Origin of the sequence: Pseudomonas fluorescens (assembly GCF_902497775.2) — a bacterium.
In the GTDB taxonomy this organism is placed as follows: Bacteria; Pseudomonadota; Gammaproteobacteria; order Pseudomonadales; family Pseudomonadaceae; genus Aquipseudomonas; species Aquipseudomonas putida_F.
Genome location: NZ_OZ024668.1, coordinates 4109310 through 4125947 on the forward strand (window position 1 = coordinate 4109310; position 16638 = coordinate 4125947).

The following is a 16638-nucleotide window of genomic DNA, read 5'->3' on the forward strand; positions in this document are numbered from 1 at the left end:
AGCGCCGGTTTTCACACGGCGCTCCTTTAGCAAATCAAAGAGTCAGTCTAGGGCTGTTCACTCTTGATCAGGAAATGGTATCAGCCTTCTGATGAAGCTTTATCGCCAGAGGTCACGGCGGCGAGACGCTTTTCCAGTTGTTGAAGGCGTTTTGACATCTCGTCCAGCTGGCGAATCCGTGCGGCGCTTTTGCGCCACTCGGCCAGCGGCTGCATCGCCGTACCGGAAGAATAGGCGCCTGGCTCGGTAATCGAGCGCGTCACCATGGTCATCCCGGATACGAAAACGTTGTCGCAGACATCGATGTGCCCAACCATGCCGACACCGCCGGCAATGGTGCAATGCTTGCCGATCCTGGTGCTGCCGGAAATCCCGACACACGCCGCCATGGCCGTATGATCGCCGATCTGTACGTTATGGGCGATCTGGATCTGGTTGTCGAGCTTGACCCCGTCACCAATACGGGTATCGGCCAGGGCACCGCGGTCGACCGCCGTATTGACGCCGATTTCGACATCGTCACCGATGCTCACGCCACCGATCTGGGCGATCTTCTGCCACACACCCTTCTCGTTGGCAAAGCCGAAGCCTTCGCCACCGATCACTGCGCCCGACTGGATCACCACACGCTTGCCGATACGCACATCGTGGTACAGGGTCACCCGCGGGGCCAGCCAGCCGCCTTCGCCGATCACGCAACGCGCGCCGATGAAGCACTGCGCACCGATGGTCACACCCGGGCCGATCTGCGCACCGCTCTCGATCACTGCACAGGCACCAACGCTGGCGCTGGCATCGACCTGGGCATCGGCGGCAACCACGGCGCTGGGATGGATTCCCGCTACAGCCCTGGGCTTTGGATCGAACAGGTGGGAGATGCGCGCATACGCGAGGTACGGGTCGGGAACGATCAGGGCGTTGCCGGTAAAGCCTTCGGCGTCGGCCGGCTTGAGTAGGATCGCCGCCGCGTGGGTTTCACCCAGGTACTTGCGGTACTGAGGGTTGGCGAGAAAGCTCAACTGCCCAGGCCCGGCTTCCTGAAGGGTTGCCAGGCCAGTGATTTCCAGCTCCTCGGGGCCACTCAGGGTGGCTCCGAGGAACTCGGCCAGCTGACCGAGTTTCATGGTCACGGTCATGATCAACGGGACTGGTTCATGCGCTCGATAACCTGGCGGGTGATGTCGTACTGAGGTTTGACATCAATGACCGCGCCACGCTCGAGAACCAGATCGAAACCGCCTTTCTTGATCACTTCTTCAACTGCGCCATCAAGCTTGGGCTTGAGCTGCTTGAGCATTTCGCGGTCAGCCACGGCCTTGGACTCGTTCAGCTCCTTGGACTGGAACTGGAAGTCACGGGCTTTCTGCTTGTATTCAAGCTCCAGGCGCTCGCGCTCTGGCTGGGCCATCTTGTCGCCACCGGCACGGATGCGATCGGCAATGCCCTTGGCGCTGCTTTCCAGGTTCTTCAGCTTGGTCAGCTGCGGGCCGAACTTCTTCTCGGCATCGACGGCGTATTTCTTCGCCGCGTCCGACTCGAGCAGAGCCATTTGATAGTTCAGCACGGCAACTTTCATTTCGGCGAAAGCCGGGGTTGCGATCAGGGTCGCAGCCAGTACTGCCAGTTGAGTCAACTTACGCACGATGCACTCCTACAGAATCCGTTGTCGTTAGCAAGGGGCAGACCTTAGAAGGTCTGGCCCAGAGAGAATTGGAACACCTGGGTATCGGCTTCGTCCGGCTTCTTCACCGGCATTGCCAGGCTGAAGCTCAACGGACCGAGCGCGGTAATCCAGGTCACGCCCAGGCCGACGGAGCTGGCCAGGCCCGACAGGCCGACCTTCTCGCAGTCCGGCTTGGAACCGCAGTTGGTGTCGAATACGTTACCCACATCCCAGAAGACCGAGGTGCGCAGCGAGCGTTGGTCCTTGACGAACGGCAGCGGGAACAGCAGCTCTACACCACCCTGGACGAGGACGTTACCACCGAACGGCAGCGGGTCCTGATCCGGATCTTCAATGGTGCCGGGCTTGTTACCTTTGCTCGGCGTACTGCGTGGACCGAGGCTGCTGTCCTTGAAGCCACGTACCGAGTTGAAGCCACCGGCGTAGTAGTTCTCGTAGAACGGCAGGCTTGAGGTACCGCCGAAGCCATCACCATAGCCCAGCTCGGTGTGCAGGCGCAGGGTGTAGTCATTGTTGATTGGCTTGAACAGCTGGCCACGGTAATCGAGTTTGAAGAACGACAGGTCGCTACCCGGAGTGGTTGCTTCCAGCACCAGGCTTTGCGAATGGCCACGGGTAGCCAGCACGCCCTTGTTCAGAGTCGACTCGGACCAACCGGCCGAGGCCTTGAAGTTCAGGTACTTGTCGCCTTCCTTGTCGACGAAGTCGAAGATCTCGTCAACGGTGTACTTGCCGGTCTTGATCTCGTCCTGCTGTACGGTCAGACCGAAGGTCAGGCGCGAGGTTTCGCTGATCGGGTAACCAACGCTGACACCGGCACCCAGGCTGTCGACCGCATAGCTGGCAACGTCGACGTCGAGGTCATCGTAGTCGGTGGTGCGATAGAAAGCGTTGTAGCCCAGGCTCACGCCGTCAGCAGTCCAGTAGGGGTCCACATAACCGAAGTTGTAGCGGCTCTGGTATTCACTGCGGGTCAGGCCGAGGGAAACCTTGTTACCGGTACCGAGGAAGTTGTTCTGGCTGATCGAACCACCGAGGATCAGACCGGCGCTCTGGGCGAAACCGACGCTGGCGGTGATCGAACCAGAGGCTTGCTCTTCAACGCTGTAGTTGACATCGACCTGGTCGTCAGTGCCCGGAACAGCCGGGGTCTCGACGTTGACTTCCTTGAAGAAGCCCAGGCGCTCCAGACGGGTCTTGGACTGGTCGATCAGGTAGGTCGAAGCCCAACCACCTTCCATCTGGCGCATTTCACGGCGCAGCACTTCGTCTTCGGACTTGGTGTTGCCGCGGAAGTTGATGCGGTTGACGTAGGCACGCTTGCCTGGGTCGACCACGAACATGATGTCGACGGTGTGATCTTCATCGTGCGGTTGCGGCACGCCGTTGACGTTGGCGAAGGTATAGCCTTCGTTACCCAGACGACGGGTGATCAGCTCGGACGTGGTGGTCATCACCTTGCGCGAAAATACCTGGCCAGGTTGTACCAGCAGCAGCGACTTGACCTGGTCTTCAGGCACCTTGAGGTCGCCGGAAAGCTTGACGTCACGAACGGTGTACTTCTCGCCTTCGTTGACGTTGACGGTGATGTAGACGTGCTTCTTGTCCGGGGTGATCGACACCTGGGTGGAAGCGATGTCCATGTTGATGTAGCCGCGGTCCAGGTAGTAGGAACGCAGACGTTCCAGGTCACCGGAGAGTTTTTCGCGGGCGTACTTGTCGTCGTTCTTGAAGAACGACAGCCAGTTGGTGGTCTTGAGTTCGAACAGGCCGATCAGGTCTTCATCGGGGAAGACGGTGTTGCCGACCACGTTGATGTGCTGGATCGCAGCAACCGTGCCTTCGTTGATCTTGATCTTCAGGCCCACGCGGTTGCGCGGTTGCGGCACCACTTCGGTGTCGACCTCGGCCGAGTAGCGGCCTTGGGCAACGTACTGGCGCTGCAGTTCGTTACGCACGCCTTCGAGGGTGGCACGCTGGAAGATCTCGCCTTCGGACAGACCGGACTGCTTCAGACCCTTCATCAGGTCTTCAGTGCTGATCGCCTTGTTGCCTTCGATCTCGATGCTCGACACCGAAGGACGCTCGACCACGGTAATGATCAGGACGTTGCCGTCCCGGCTCAGTTGGATGTCCTGGAAGAAACCGGTCTTGAACAGGGACCGGGTGGATTCCACCAGGCGCCGGTCATCGGCCTCATCGCCGACGTTCAATGGCAAGGCACCAAAAACGCTGCCCGCGGAAACCCGCTGCAGACCATTGACACGAATATCGGAGATGGTGAAGGACTCGGCGTGAACTTCAGCGATCATCAGTACGGCGAGAACCGCAGTTAGCAGCAGACGTTTCATGAAGTCCTTTCTTATTCCAACTGGCAATAAACGACCCGCCGCGGGACGCGGCAGGTTCGCAATTGAGCGAAGCTTTACAGTCGACCCAAATCGTTGATCAGGGCAAGCAACATCACCCCGACTACCAAACTGATACCGATCTGGATCCCCCAACCTTGCACCCGATCCGAAAGCGGACGACCACGCGCCCACTCGATCAGGTAGAACAGCAAATGCCCCCCATCCAGTACAGGAATGGGCAGCAAATTAAGAACCCCCAGGCTAATGCTCAGGTAGGCGAGGAAATTCAGGAAATCTCCAACGCCGGACTGGGCCGAAGCGCCCGCCACTTTAGCAATGGTTATCGGTCCGCTCAAGTTTTTTACCGAGAGCTCGCCGAACAGCATTTTCTTGAGCGATTCGAGGGTCAGGACGCTCATGTTCCAAGTGCGTGAAAGCCCCTCCCCCACAGCCTCGAGCGGCCCGTAGCTAACCTCACGAAGCATGGCATCCGGCCACTTCACGGCCTTGACCCCGGCACCGAGATAACCCTTAGCCGATTTACCTTCTCCGCGACTGGCCAAGGTTACCGGCACTTCAAGCGGCGCGCCGTCACGTTCGATACGCAGAACGATCTTGCTGCCGGCGCGGCCACGCACGGTATCGACCACTTGCTGCCAGTCGTTCAGCGCCTGGCCATCGAGAGCCAGCAGGCGGTCGCCGGTTTTCAGCCCAGCGGCCTGCGCCGGGCCTTTAGGGTCAAGCTCAGCCAGCACCGGCGGCAACGCCGGGCGCCACAGGCGCAAGCCCAGGGAGTGGATCGGATCGGGCTCGTCGGCGCCCTTGAGCCAGTTGTTCAGGGTCAGCACGTGGGGGCTGTCGACCGTAGCGCCCTCTTCACGCACGCTGATGTGCAACTGACCGCTCTCGCCCAGGCGGCGGATCAGTTGCAGGTTGACCGCAGCCCAACCGCTGGTCGCTTTGCCATCAATGGAAACAATTTCCTGGCCAGCTTTGAGCCCGGCCACTTCGGCAATGCTCCCAGCCTCGACCGCACCAATGACCGGGCGCTCCTGCTGGGTGCCGACCATGGCCAGGATCCAGAAGAAGAAAATCGCCAGAAGAAAGTTGGCCACCGGTCCCGCCGCAACAATCGCGATACGCTGGCGCACCGATTTGCGGTTGAACGATTGCTCGACCTGATCGCGGGGCACCTCGCCTTCGCGCTCGTCGAGCATCTTCACATAGCCGCCCAGCGGAATCGCCGCCACCACAAACTCGGTGCCATGGCGGTCATGCCAGCGCAGCAACGGCATGCCGAAACCGACGGAGAAACGCAAAACCTTGACGCCGCAACGCCGGGCCACCCAGAAGTGACCGAATTCGTGAAAGGTGACCAGCACACCCAATGCCACCAGGGTGCCGATAATCATGTAGAGCGCACTCATGTCTCTCTCCGAATGACGTTCAGCGGCACCGGGCCTGACGCACTAGGGCGCCAGACCTCAGCGGCCGTGATGAGCCAACCATTGTCCGGCCAGTTGCCGTGCACGCTGATCGGCGGCAAACACCGCATCGAGCGACTCGACAGCAACCACCGGCTCCTGATCGAGCACGTGTTCGATCATACTCGGGATCTCGGGGAAGCGGATGCGCCGCTGGAGAAATGCCTCCACCGCCACTTCGTTGGCCGCATTGAGCATGGCCGGCGCGCTGTTACCCGCTTCAGCTGCCTCACGGGCCAGGCGCAAGCACGGGAAACGCTGCTCGTCCGGGGCGTTGAAGTCCAGGCGGGCAACCGCGAACAGGTCCAGTGGCGCCACCCCCGAATCGATCCGCTCAGGCCAAGCCAGGGCATTGGCGATCGGCGTGCGCATATCCGGATTGCCCAACTGGGCCAGCACCGAGCCGTCGACATAATCGACCAGCGAGTGGATCACACTTTGCGGGTGCACCACCACCTCGACCTGGCTAGGCCGGGCATCGAACAGCCAGCACGCCTCGATCAGTTCAAGGCCCTTGTTCATCATGCTGGCCGAATCAACCGAGATCTTGCGGCCCATTGACCAGTTCGGGTGGGCGCAGGCCTGCTCTGGGCTGACATCCATGAGCTCGGCCATCGGCGTTTCGCGAAACGGCCCGCCAGAAGCGGTCAACAGGATTCGGCGCACGCCAACCCGGGCCAGGCCACGGGAGTAATCGCCCGGCAGGCACTGGAAGATCGCATTGTGCTCGCTATCGATCGGCAGCAGCACCGCGCCACTGCGCCGCACCGCCTGCATGAACAAGGCGCCGGACATCACCAGCGCCTCCTTGTTGGCCAGTAAAACCTTTTTGCCCGCCTCGACCGCAGCCAGGGTCGGACGCAGGCCGGCAGCGCCGACGATCGCCGCCATCACGGCATCGACCTCGGCAGCCGCAGCCACCTGACACAGGCCCTGCTCGCCGACCAGCACCTCGGTGGCCGAACCTGCTGCCGCCAGGCCTTCGCACAGCTGCTGCGCAGCCTCGGCCGAAGGCACCACGGCAAACGCCGGGGTATGGCGCAGGCACAGCGCCAGCAGCTCTTGCACACGCGAGTAGCCGCTCAGGGCGAACACCTGGTAACGATCCGGGTGACGGGCTATCACATCGAGGGTGCTCAGACCGATGGAGCCGGTCGCACCCAGTACGGTAATACGCTGCACGCCGCTCACATTACGCCCCAATTGGCTGCCCAGAGCAGCACTGCAAACACCGGGATCGCCGCAGTGAGGCTGTCGATACGGTCCAGCACGCCGCCGTGACCGGGCAGCAGGTTGCTGCTGTCCTTGATCCCCGAACGACGCTTGAACATGCTTTCGGTCAGATCGCCGACCACCGACACCAGCACCACCACCGCAGCGCCGAACAGGCCAAGGACCAACTCGCCAGCACTCCAGTCGCGATAGATGCCTACCGCTGCGGTGATCACCAGGCTCAGGGCCAGGCCGCCATAAACACCTTCCCAGCTCTTGCCCGGGCTGACCTGCGGGGCCAGCTTGCGCTTGCCGAAGGCACGACCGGAGAAGTACGCGCCAATATCCGCCCCCCAGACCAGCACCATCACCGCCATGATCAGCCAGTTACCCAGCGGCCACTGCTTGAGCAGTTCCAGGCCTTGCCAGGCCGGCAACAGGATCAGCAAACCGATCAGCAAGCGGCAGGCCGCACTGGACCACAGCTCGCTGCTGCGTGGATAGGTGAGCACCAACCAGGTGGCCAGCCCCCACCACAATACCGACGCACCCAGCACCCAGGGCGCCAGGTCCGGCATCAGGTAGAGCAGCATCAGCAGCCCGGCGACGACTGCCGCATAGGCCACCCGCAGGGATTGCGCGACCAGACCAGCCAGTCGTGCCCACTCCCAGGCACCCAGGGTCACTACCACCCCGATGAACAGGGCGAAGTCGCCACCGTTCAACAGGAAGAAACCGCAAAGAGCGATCGGCAGCAGGATCAGCGCAGTAATGATGCGTTGTTTAAGCATTAAGCACGGGCTCCAGCTTCGACCTGCTCGCTGGTTTTCCCGAAGCGGCGCTGGCGCGAAGCGAAATCGGCCAGCGCAGTGCGCATGGCCTCGTGTTTGAAGTCCGGCCAGAACAGGTCGGAAAAGTACAACTCGGCGTAGGCCAGCTGCCACAGCAGGAAATTGCTGATGCGGTGCTCGCCACCGGTACGGATGCACAGATCGGGCAACGGCAGGTCACCTGTGGACAGGCAGGTCTGTAGCAGCTCGGGGGTGATGTCCTCCGGGCGCAGGTGACCGGCCTGGACTTCCCGCGCCAGGCGCTGGGCGGCCTGGGCGATATCCCATTGACCGCCGTAGTTGGCGGCGATCTGCAGGATGAAGCGATTGGCACCCGCGGTCAGCGCTTCGGCTTCACGCATGGCGGCCTGCAGCTCAGGGTGAAAGCGCGAGCGGTCACCGATGATGCGCAGGCTGATGTTGTTGTCGTTGAGGCGCTTGGCTTCCCGGCGCAAAGCCGAGAAGAACAGCTCCATCAACGCCCCGACCTCTTCGGCCGGGCGCTGCCAGTTTTCACTGGAAAAGGCGAACAGGGTCAGCACCTCGACCTTGGCCTCGGCACACACCTCGATGACCGCGCGCACCGCATCGACACCGGCCTTGTGCCCGGCAACACCGGGCAACAGGCGCTTCTTCGCCCAGCGATTATTCCCATCCATGATGATCGCGACATGGCGCGGCACCGATGGGGACACACCTTGCTTGGTCTTTTCCATTAAAAAAAGTCCCGACCCTTAAACGGCCATCAGGTCCTTTTCTTTCTGCTTGACGGCAACTTCGATCTCAGCCACGAACTTGTCAGTCAGCTTCTGGATTTCGTCAGCGGCACGGCGCTCGTCGTCTTCGCTGATTTCCTTTTCCTTGACCAGATCCTTGAGCTGGCTCAGCGCATCGCGACGGATATTGCGCACGGCAATACGGCCATCTTCAGCAGCGTCACGAGCCTGCTTGGTGAAACCCTTGCGGGTCTCTTCGGTCAGCGCTGGCATGGTGATCAGCAGCAGCTCGCCCAGGTTGGTCGGGTTAAGGTTCAGACCCGCACTGCCGATTGCCTTGTCGACAGCACCCAGCATATTGCGCTCGAACGCCACGACCTGCAGGGTACGGGCATCTTTAACGGTGATATTGGCCACTTGCTTGATTGGCGTATCGGCACCGTAGTAAGGAACCATCACACCTTCCAGAACGCTAGGGTGCGCCTGGCCAGTACGAATTCGGCTGAAAGCGTGCGCCAGGGATTCCAGCGACTTTTGCATGCGCTCTTGAGCGTCTTTCTTGATTTCGTTGATCATTTTTGAACTTCCTCGATCAGAGTACCTTCAGCGCCGCCATGCACGATATTCAGCAGGGCGCCGGGCTTGTTCATGTTGAAGACGCGCAGCGGCATCTTGTGATCGCGGCAAAGGCAGATTGCCGTCAGGTCCATCACGCCCAGCTTGCGATCCAGTACTTCATCGTAGGTCAGATGATCGAACTTCTCGGCATGCGGGTCTTTGAATGGATCTGCAGTGTATACACCATCGACTTTGGTTGCCTTCAATACCACGTCGGCATCGATTTCGATGGCGCGCAGGCAAGCGGCGGAGTCGGTGGTGAAGAACGGGTTGCCGGTACCGGCAGCGAAGATGACCACTTCTTTCGAGTTCAGGTGGCGCATGGCTTTGCGGCGATCATAGTGATCGGTGACGCCAACCATGGAGATGGCCGACATGACGATCGCGGTAATGTTGGCACGCTCCAGCGCATCGCGCATGGCCAGGGCATTCATTACGGTCGCCAGCATGCCCATGTGGTCGCCAGTGACGCGGTCCATGCCGGCTGCACTGAGCGCCGCACCACGGAACAGGTTGCCACCACCGATCACCAAACCTACCTGAACACCAATGCCAACCAGTTGGCCGACTTCCAGTGCCATGCGATCCAGGACCTTGGGGTCGATCCCGAACTCTTCCGAGCCCATCAGGGCCTCGCCGCTAAGCTTGAGTAGAATGCGTTTATAGCGAGCTTGATAACCACTGCCCTGCTGAGCCATTGCGAATCTCTCCTGCGGCGTTTTGAAAAAAATCTGGCGGGCTGCTTTCAGCCTGCGCGTAACTCTAGCGTGGCGCAGCTACTGCGCCAGCGAAAGGCGGTCTCGTAAACCGCTCCCGCTTTGACAAAGAGGCTGCGCGCGTGAGCGGGCAGCCTCTTCGGGGCGACAGAGGTGAATCTGTCTTATTGCTTGGCAGCAGCCAGCTGAGCAGCAACTTCTTCAGCGAAGTTGTCGACTGGCTTCTCGATGCCTTCGCCTACTTTGAAGTAGGTGAAGGAAACGATTTCAGCACCGGCTTTCTTGGCCAGCTCGCCGACCTTGACTTCCGGGTTCATGACGAAGGCTTGCTCGACCAGCGAAGCTTCGGCCAGGAACTTCTTGATACGACCGTCGATCATGTTGGCGACGATGTTCTCAGGCTTGCCCTTCATCTTCTCTTCGTTCAGCTGCATGAATACAGCCTTCTCGCGCTCGATTGCTTCAGCGGAGACTTCCGATGGATTCAGGAACTCTGGGTTGCTGGCAGCTACGTGCATGGCGATTTCTTTGGCCAGCTGGACGTCGCCGCCCTTCAGGACAACAGCAACGCCGATCTTGTTGCCGTGCAGGTAGGTGCCGACAACGTCACCTTCAACGCGCACCAGGCGACGGATGTTGACGTTCTCACCAACCTTGGCAACCAGCGCTTCACGAGCCGATTCGCGCGAAGCGATCAGCGGAGCGGCTTCGGTCAGTTTCTCGGCGAAGGCCTGTTCAACGCTGTCGTTTACGAAAGCTTTGAAGTCGTCTTGCAGGGCCAGGAAGTCGGTCTGCGAGTTGACTTCCAGCAGGACGGCGGACTTGTCGTCGGCCTTGATGGCGATAGCGCCTTCAGCGGCAACGTTGCCGGCCTTTTTAGCGGCCTTGATGGCGCCCGAAGCGCGCATGTCGTCAATGGCTTTTTCGATGTCGCCGCCGGCCTTTTCCAGAGCCTTTTTGCAATCCATCATACCTTCGCCGGTACGCTCACGCAGTTCTTTGACCAGCGCTGCAGTAATTGCTGCCATTTCAAATTCCTCTTGGATAGGTTTTCAACCATTCCACCCGATACTTGACGGGCGTTCAATTCTGTAAATCCACTTACCAGCACTCATGCAGTAACAAGGTTGCAACGGCGATGCTGACAAGAGGATTTCAAGGTGGCAAAAAGGGGGCAAAGCCCCCTTTTCGCGTGCCGAGTAGACGCTAAGCGTCAGTTACTCAGGCTTCGGCAGCCGGCGCTGCTGCTTCTTCGGCGTACACTTCGGTACCGCCAGCAACGTTGTTGCGGCCACGGATCACGGCGTCAGCCATCGAACCCATGTACAGTTGGATAGCGCGGATGGCGTCATCGTTACCTGGGATGATGTAGTCAACGCCTTCTGGGCTGGAGTTGGTATCGACAACGCCGATGACCGGGATGCCCAGCTTGTTGGCTTCGGTGATAGCGATGCGCTCGTGATCAACGTCGATCACGAACAGGGCATCAGGCAGGCCGCCCATGTCCTTGATACCACCCAGGCTGCGATCCAGTTTTTCCAGATCACGGGAGCGCATCAGGGCTTCTTTCTTGGTCAGCTTGGCGAAAGTGCCGTCTTCGGCCTGGGTTTCCAGGTCGCGCAGACGCTTGATCGAAGCGCGGATGGTCTTGTAGTTGGTCAGCATGCCGCCCAACCAGCGGTGATCGACGTACGGCGAACCGCAACGTGCTGCTTCTTCAGCAACGATCTTGCCAGCGGAACGCTTGGTGCCGACGAACAGAATCTTGTTTTTGCCCTGGGCCAGACGCTCTACGAAGGTCAGTGCCTCGTTGAACATTGGCAGGGTTTTTTCAAGGTTGATGATGTGAATCTTGTTGCGCGCACCGAAAATGTACTTGCCCATTTTCGGGTTCCAGTAACGGGTTTGGTGACCGAAGTGCACACCGGCCTTCAGCATATCGCGCATGTTGACTTGGGACATGATAGTTCCTTGATAAGTCGGGTTGGGCCTCCACGTATCCCAATGACCAACCCGCGATCCGAGGATCGAAGGCACCCAGGTCATCGTGTCGACACGTGTGTGGGTTTAGTGCTTCCGGAGCTATCCCCGGAAAGCGGCGCATTTTATACCACAGATGCCCGCCAAGCGAAACCCGAATTACCATAGAACGTCACAGGCTTTTGCACACACCGCCCATAAGCGCCAGAATGGTCCCTATATAAAGGCTGTATCAGCGCCATAGCCGCCTGAATCGGGCTTCGCTCTGTTAGAATCCGGCCTTTCCCCAGATTACTTGCGCCTTGCTGCGCCGTAGAGAGCCTGTAATGACCGTTACCATCAAAACCGCCGAAGACATCGAAAAGATGCGCATCGCCGGCCGCCTGGCCGCCGAAGTCCTGGAGATGATCGAAGAGCACGTCAAGCCCGGTGTCACCACCGAAGCGCTCGACCGCCTGTGCCACGACTACATCGTCAACGTCCAGCAGGCAATCCCGGCACCGCTCAACTACAAGGGCTTCCCCAAGTCGATCTGCACCTCGGTCAACCACGTGGTTTGCCACGGCATCCCCGGTGACAAGCCGCTCAAGGATGGCGACACCCTGAACATCGACGTTACGGTGATCAAGGACGGCTACCACGGCGACACCAGCCGCATGTTCCACGTCGGCAACGTGCCGGTCTGGGCCGAACGCCTGTCCCAGGTCACCCAGGAATGCATGTACAAGGCCATCGAACTGGTCAAGCCGGGCTGCCGCCTGGGCGACATCGGTGAAGTGATCCAGAAGCACGCGGAAAAGAACGGCTTCTCGGTGGTGCGCGAGTTCTGCGGCCACGGCATCGGCAAGGTGTTCCACGAAGAGCCGCAGATCCTCCACTATGGTCGCGCCGGCACCGGTATGGAGCTCAAGGAAGGCATGACCTTCACCATCGAGCCGATGATCAACCAGGGCAAGGCTGACACCAAGGTGCTGGGCGACGGCTGGACCGCTATCACCAAGGACCGCAAGCTCTCGGCCCAGTGGGAACACACCCTGGTGGTGACCGCGACTGGTTACGAAATCTTCACCCTGCGTAAAGACGACACTATTCCTCGCACATCGGCCTGACTCCTACAGGAAAGCCTCTCGATGCCCCAGGTGGATCCCGAGCTGTTCGATCGCGGCCAGTTCCAGGCGGAACTGGCCCTTAAGGCAAGCCCCATCGCTGCCTTCAAGAAAGCCATCCGCCAGGCCGGCGAGGTGCTCGACAACCGTTTTCGCAGCGGTCGCGAGATCCGCCGGCTGATCGAGGACCGCGCCTGGTTCGTCGACAATATCCTGCAACAGGCGTGGAACCAGTTTACCTGGAGCGAAGACGCCGATATCGCCCTGATCGCCACCGGCGGTTACGGGCGCGGGGAGCTGCACCCCTATTCCGACATCGACCTGCTGATCCTGCTCGACAGCGCCGATCACGAGGTCTTTCGTGACTCGATCGAACGTTTCCTGACCCTGCTTTGGGATATTGGCCTGGAAGTGGGCCAGAGCGTGCGCTCGGTCGATGAATGCGCAGAACAAGCCCGCGCCGACCTGACGGTTGTCACCAACCTCATGGAAAGCCGCACCATTGCCGGCCCCGAGCACCTGCGCCAGCGCATGCTCGAAGTGACCAGCACCGCGCACATGTGGCCGAGCAAGGAATTCTTCCTGGCCAAGCGGGCCGAGCAAAAGGCCCGGCACCACAAATACAACGATACCGAGTACAACCTGGAGCCCAACGTCAAGGGCTCACCGGGCGGCCTGCGCGACATCCAGACGGTCCTGTGGATCGCCCGCCGCCAGTACGGCACCCTCAACCTGCACGCCCTGGCCGGCGAAGGCTTCTTGCTGGAAAGCGAGAACAACCTGCTGGCCTCGTCCCAGGAGTTTCTCTGGAAGGTGCGCTACGCCCTGCACATGCTTGCCGGACGCGCCGAAGACCGCCTGCTGTTCGACCATCAGCGCAGCATTGCCGCCCTGCTCGGTTTTGGCGACGAAAACCCCAAGCGCGCCATCGAACAGTTCATGCAGCAGTACTACCGGGTGGTGATGAGCATCGCCGAGCTCAGCGACCTGATCATCCAGCACTTCGAAGAAGTCATCCTCGACGACGACAGCGGCGCCGCCCAGCCGCTCAACGCGCGCTTCCAACTGCATGACGGCTATATCGAGGCGGTGCGCACCAACGTCTTCAAGCGCACACCGTTCGCCATGCTGGAAATCTTCGTGCTGATGGCCCAGCACCCGGAAATCAAGGGCGTGCGCGCCGACACCATTCGCCTGCTGCGCGAACACCGGCACTTGATCGACGACGACTTTCGTAACGATATCCGCAACACCAGCCTGTTCATCGAGCTGTTCAAGTGCGAGATCGGTATCCACCGCAACCTGCGGCGGATGAACCGCTACGGTATTCTCGGCCGTTACCTGCCGGAGTTCGGCCTGATCGTCGGACAGATGCAGCACGACCTGTTCCACATCTACACGGTCGATGCGCACACCCTGAACCTGATCAAGCACCTGCGCAAACTGCAGTACACCCCGGTTTCGGAGAAATTCCCGCTGGCCAGCAAGCTCATGGGCCGCCTGCCCAAGCCGGAGCTGATCTACCTGGCCGGGCTCTATCACGACATCGGCAAGGGCCGCCAGGGCGACCATTCCGAGCTTGGCGCGGTGGACGCCCAGGCCTTCTGCGCACGCCATCAGTTGCCGAGCTGGGATAGCCGCCTGATCGTCTGGCTGGTGCAACATCACCTGGTGATGTCGACCACCGCCCAACGCAAGGACCTTTCCGACCCACAGGTGATCTACGATTTTGCCCAACTGGTGGGCGACGAAACGCGCCTGGACTACCTCTACGTGCTGACCGTGGCCGATATCAACGCCACCAACCCGAGCCTGTGGAACTCCTGGCGCGCCAGCCTGCTGCGCCAGCTCTACACCGAGACCAAGCGTGCCCTGCGCCGCGGCCTGGAAAACCCGCTGGACCGCGAAGAGCAGATCCGCCAGACCCAGAGCGCGGCACTGGACATCCTCATTCGCGAGGGCACCGACCCGGACGACGTCGAGCAACTATGGTCGCAACTGGGCGATGACTACTTTCTGCGCCACACTGCCGCCGACGTGGCCTGGCACAGCGATGCCATCCTTCAGCAGCCGGCCGACGGCGGGCCACTGGTGCTAATCAAGGAAACCACCCAGCGCGAGTTCGAAGGCGGCACCCAGATCTTCATCTACGCCCCCGACCAGCACGACTTCTTCGCCGTGACCGTGGCGGCCATGGACCAGCTGAACCTGAACATCCATGACGCGCGGATCATCACCTCGAGCAGCCAGTTCACCCTCGACACCTATATCGTGCTCGACAACGATGGCGGCTCGATCGGCGACAATCCCGTGCGAGTCAAGCAGATTCGCGACGGCCTGACCGACGCCCTGCGCAACCCCGACGACTACCCGACCATCATCCAGCGCCGGGTACCGCGCCAGCTCAAGCACTTCACCTTTGCCCCGCAGGTGACCATCCATAACGATGCCCAGCGCCCGGTGACCATCCTCGAACTCAGTGCCCCCGACCGCCCCGGCCTGCTGGCGCGGATCGGCAAGATTTTCCTGGAGTTCGACCTGTCACTGCAAAATGCCAAGATTGCCACCCTCGGCGAACGGGTCGAAGACGTGTTCTTCATTACCGACGCCGACAACCAGCCCCTGTCCGACCCGCAACTGTGCAGCCGCCTGCAGGATGCGATCGTCGAGCAACTGCGCGTCGACCAGGCGACCGGGGTGCCTTTGACCCGCCTGACCATTTGAACGTTTGACGAGACCTTGCGCCGATGAATTCCGATTTGCTTCAGCTTCAGCCCTACCCGTTCGAAAAGCTCCGCGCCCTGCTCGGCAGCGTGACGCCGGCGGCGGACAAACGCGCCATTGCCCTGTCGATCGGTGAACCGAAGCATGAGTCGCCGGCGTTCGTCGCCCAGGCCCTGGCCGAAAGCCTCAAGCAAATGGCGGTGTACCCGACCACCGTCGGCCTGCCAGCCCTGCGCCAGGCCATCGTGCGCTGGTGCGAGCAACGCTTTGGCGTACCGGCGGGATGGCTGGATGCCGACAAACACGTATTGCCGGTCAATGGCACCCGTGAAGCGCTGTTCGCCTTCACCCAGGCAGTGGTCAATCGCGCCGACGATGGCCTGGTGATCAGCCCCAACCCGTTCTACCAGATCTATGAAGGCGCAGCCTTGCTGGCCGGCGCCACCCCGCATTACCTGCCGTGCCTGGACAGCAACGGCTTCAACCCGGACTTCGACGCGGTGTCGGCCGAGACCTGGCAGCGCTGCCAGATCCTCTTCCTTTGCTCCCCGGGCAACCCCACCGGCGCCCTGGTGCCGATGGACACCCTGAAAAAGCTCATCGCCCTGGCCGACCAGTACGACTTCGTCATCGCCGCCGACGAGTGCTACAGCGAGCTGTACTTCGACGAGCAAAGCCCGCCGCCGGGCCTGCTCAGCGCCTGCGTCGAGCTTGGCCGCAGCGACTTCAAGCGTTGCGTGGTGTTCCACAGCCTGTCCAAGCGCTCTAACCTGCCGGGCCTGCGCTCAGGCTTCGTGGCCGGCGACGCCGAGATCATCAAGCCGTTCCTGCTTTACCGCACCTACCACGGCTGCGCCATGCCGGTACAAACCCAGCTGGCGAGCATTGCCGCCTGGAACGACGAAGAGCACGTGCTGGCCAACCGCGACCTGTACCGCGAGAAGTTCGAGGCAGTGCTGCAGATCCTCGCCCCGGTACTGGACGTGCAGCGCCCGGATGGCGGCTTCTACCTGTGGGCCAAGGTACCTGGCGATGACGCCGCCTTCACCCGCGACCTGTTCCAAGCCCAGCACGTTACCGTAGTTCCGGGCTCGTACCTGTCCCGTGAAGTAGATGGCGTCAACCCGGGTGCCGGGCGCGTGCGCATGGCGCTGGTGGCGCCATTGGCCGAATGCGTGGAAGCCGCCGAGCGCATTCGCGCGTTCTTGCAGAAGTAA

General features: G+C 60.9%; 14 protein-coding genes. 3 read left to right on the forward strand and 11 right to left on the reverse strand.

Features of this window, described 5'->3' with window-relative positions; all coding sequences use genetic code 11:
• Nucleotides 1–80: 80 nt before the first annotated feature.
• The 11 genes from lpxD to rpsB all read right to left on the reverse strand — a co-directional run bounded on the left by lpxD (nucleotide 81) and on the right by rpsB (nucleotide 11573).
• Nucleotides 81–1136 carry a UDP-3-O-(3-hydroxymyristoyl)glucosamine N-acyltransferase gene (gene lpxD, locus F8N82_RS18935; RefSeq protein WP_038996734.1) on the reverse strand — a complete coding sequence of 352 codons (1056 nt, stop codon included), beginning with the start codon at nucleotides 1134–1136 and terminating at the stop codon, nucleotides 81–83.
• A 2-nt stretch (nucleotides 1137–1138) separates the two neighbouring features.
• The gene (locus F8N82_RS18940) at nucleotides 1139–1642 is read right to left on the reverse strand and encodes an OmpH family outer membrane protein (protein WP_038996736.1); all 504 of its coding nucleotides are present in this window, start codon (nucleotides 1640–1642) and stop codon (nucleotides 1139–1141) included.
• A gap of 44 nt (nucleotides 1643–1686) precedes the next feature.
• The gene (gene bamA / locus F8N82_RS18945) at nucleotides 1687–4035 is read right to left on the reverse strand and encodes an outer membrane protein assembly factor BamA (protein ID WP_038996737.1); all 2349 of its coding nucleotides are present in this window, start codon (nucleotides 4033–4035) and stop codon (nucleotides 1687–1689) included.
• 74 nt (nucleotides 4036–4109) lie between these two features.
• Entirely contained in the window at nucleotides 4110–5462 is a 1353-nt protein-coding gene (gene rseP, locus F8N82_RS18950) for an RIP metalloprotease RseP (protein WP_038996738.1), read from the reverse strand.
• 57 nt (nucleotides 5463–5519) lie between these two features.
• Nucleotides 5520–6710, reverse strand: coding sequence for a 1-deoxy-D-xylulose-5-phosphate reductoisomerase (ispC, locus tag F8N82_RS18955; RefSeq protein WP_038996739.1), 1191 nt, complete (start codon nucleotides 6708–6710; stop codon nucleotides 5520–5522).
• A complete protein-coding gene (locus F8N82_RS18960) occupies nucleotides 6707–7522 on the reverse strand; it encodes a phosphatidate cytidylyltransferase (RefSeq protein WP_038996740.1) in 816 nt (271 codons plus the stop codon). Before F8N82_RS18960 ends, ispC begins: the two co-directional genes overlap by 4 nt.
• Nucleotides 7522–8277, reverse strand: coding sequence for a polyprenyl diphosphate synthase (gene uppS, locus F8N82_RS18965; protein ID WP_038996741.1), 756 nt, complete (start codon nucleotides 8275–8277; stop codon nucleotides 7522–7524). Before uppS ends, F8N82_RS18960 begins: the two co-directional genes overlap by 1 nt.
• A gap of 18 nt (nucleotides 8278–8295) precedes the next feature.
• Nucleotides 8296–8853: a ribosome recycling factor gene (gene frr, locus F8N82_RS18970; RefSeq protein ID WP_038996742.1), complete on the reverse strand. Its 558-nt coding sequence runs from the start codon at nucleotides 8851–8853 to the stop codon at nucleotides 8296–8298.
• Nucleotides 8850–9593, reverse strand: a complete 744-nt coding sequence (gene pyrH, locus F8N82_RS18975) for a UMP kinase (RefSeq protein ID WP_038614006.1) — start codon at nucleotides 9591–9593, stop codon at nucleotides 8850–8852. The genes frr and pyrH overlap by 4 nt, the downstream gene beginning before the upstream one ends.
• Before the next feature lie 182 nt (nucleotides 9594–9775).
• On the reverse strand, nucleotides 9776–10639 hold the full coding sequence (tsf, locus tag F8N82_RS18980) for a translation elongation factor Ts (RefSeq protein ID WP_038996743.1): 864 nt from the start codon (nucleotides 10637–10639) through the stop codon (nucleotides 9776–9778).
• A 193-nt stretch (nucleotides 10640–10832) separates the two neighbouring features.
• Nucleotides 10833–11573 (reverse strand): 30S ribosomal protein S2, encoded by a 741-nt coding sequence (gene rpsB / locus F8N82_RS18985; protein ID WP_038996744.1) that lies wholly within the window; start codon nucleotides 11571–11573, stop codon nucleotides 10833–10835.
• Nucleotides 11574–11917: 344 nt separating this feature from the next.
• Between rpsB and map the strand changes: the two genes are divergently transcribed.
• From map to dapC, 3 genes are read left to right on the forward strand one after another with little or no spacing between them, the layout of a single operon-like run.
• Nucleotides 11918–12700: a type I methionyl aminopeptidase gene (map, locus tag F8N82_RS18990; RefSeq protein ID WP_038996746.1), complete on the forward strand. Its 783-nt coding sequence runs from the start codon at nucleotides 11918–11920 to the stop codon at nucleotides 12698–12700.
• A 21-nt stretch (nucleotides 12701–12721) separates the two neighbouring features.
• A complete protein-coding gene (locus F8N82_RS18995) occupies nucleotides 12722–15421 on the forward strand; it encodes a [protein-PII] uridylyltransferase (RefSeq protein ID WP_038996747.1) in 2700 nt (899 codons plus the stop codon).
• 23 nt (nucleotides 15422–15444) lie between these two features.
• Nucleotides 15445–16638 carry a succinyldiaminopimelate transaminase gene (gene dapC, locus F8N82_RS19000; RefSeq protein WP_038996748.1) on the forward strand — a complete coding sequence of 398 codons (1194 nt, stop codon included), beginning with the start codon at nucleotides 15445–15447 and terminating at the stop codon, nucleotides 16636–16638.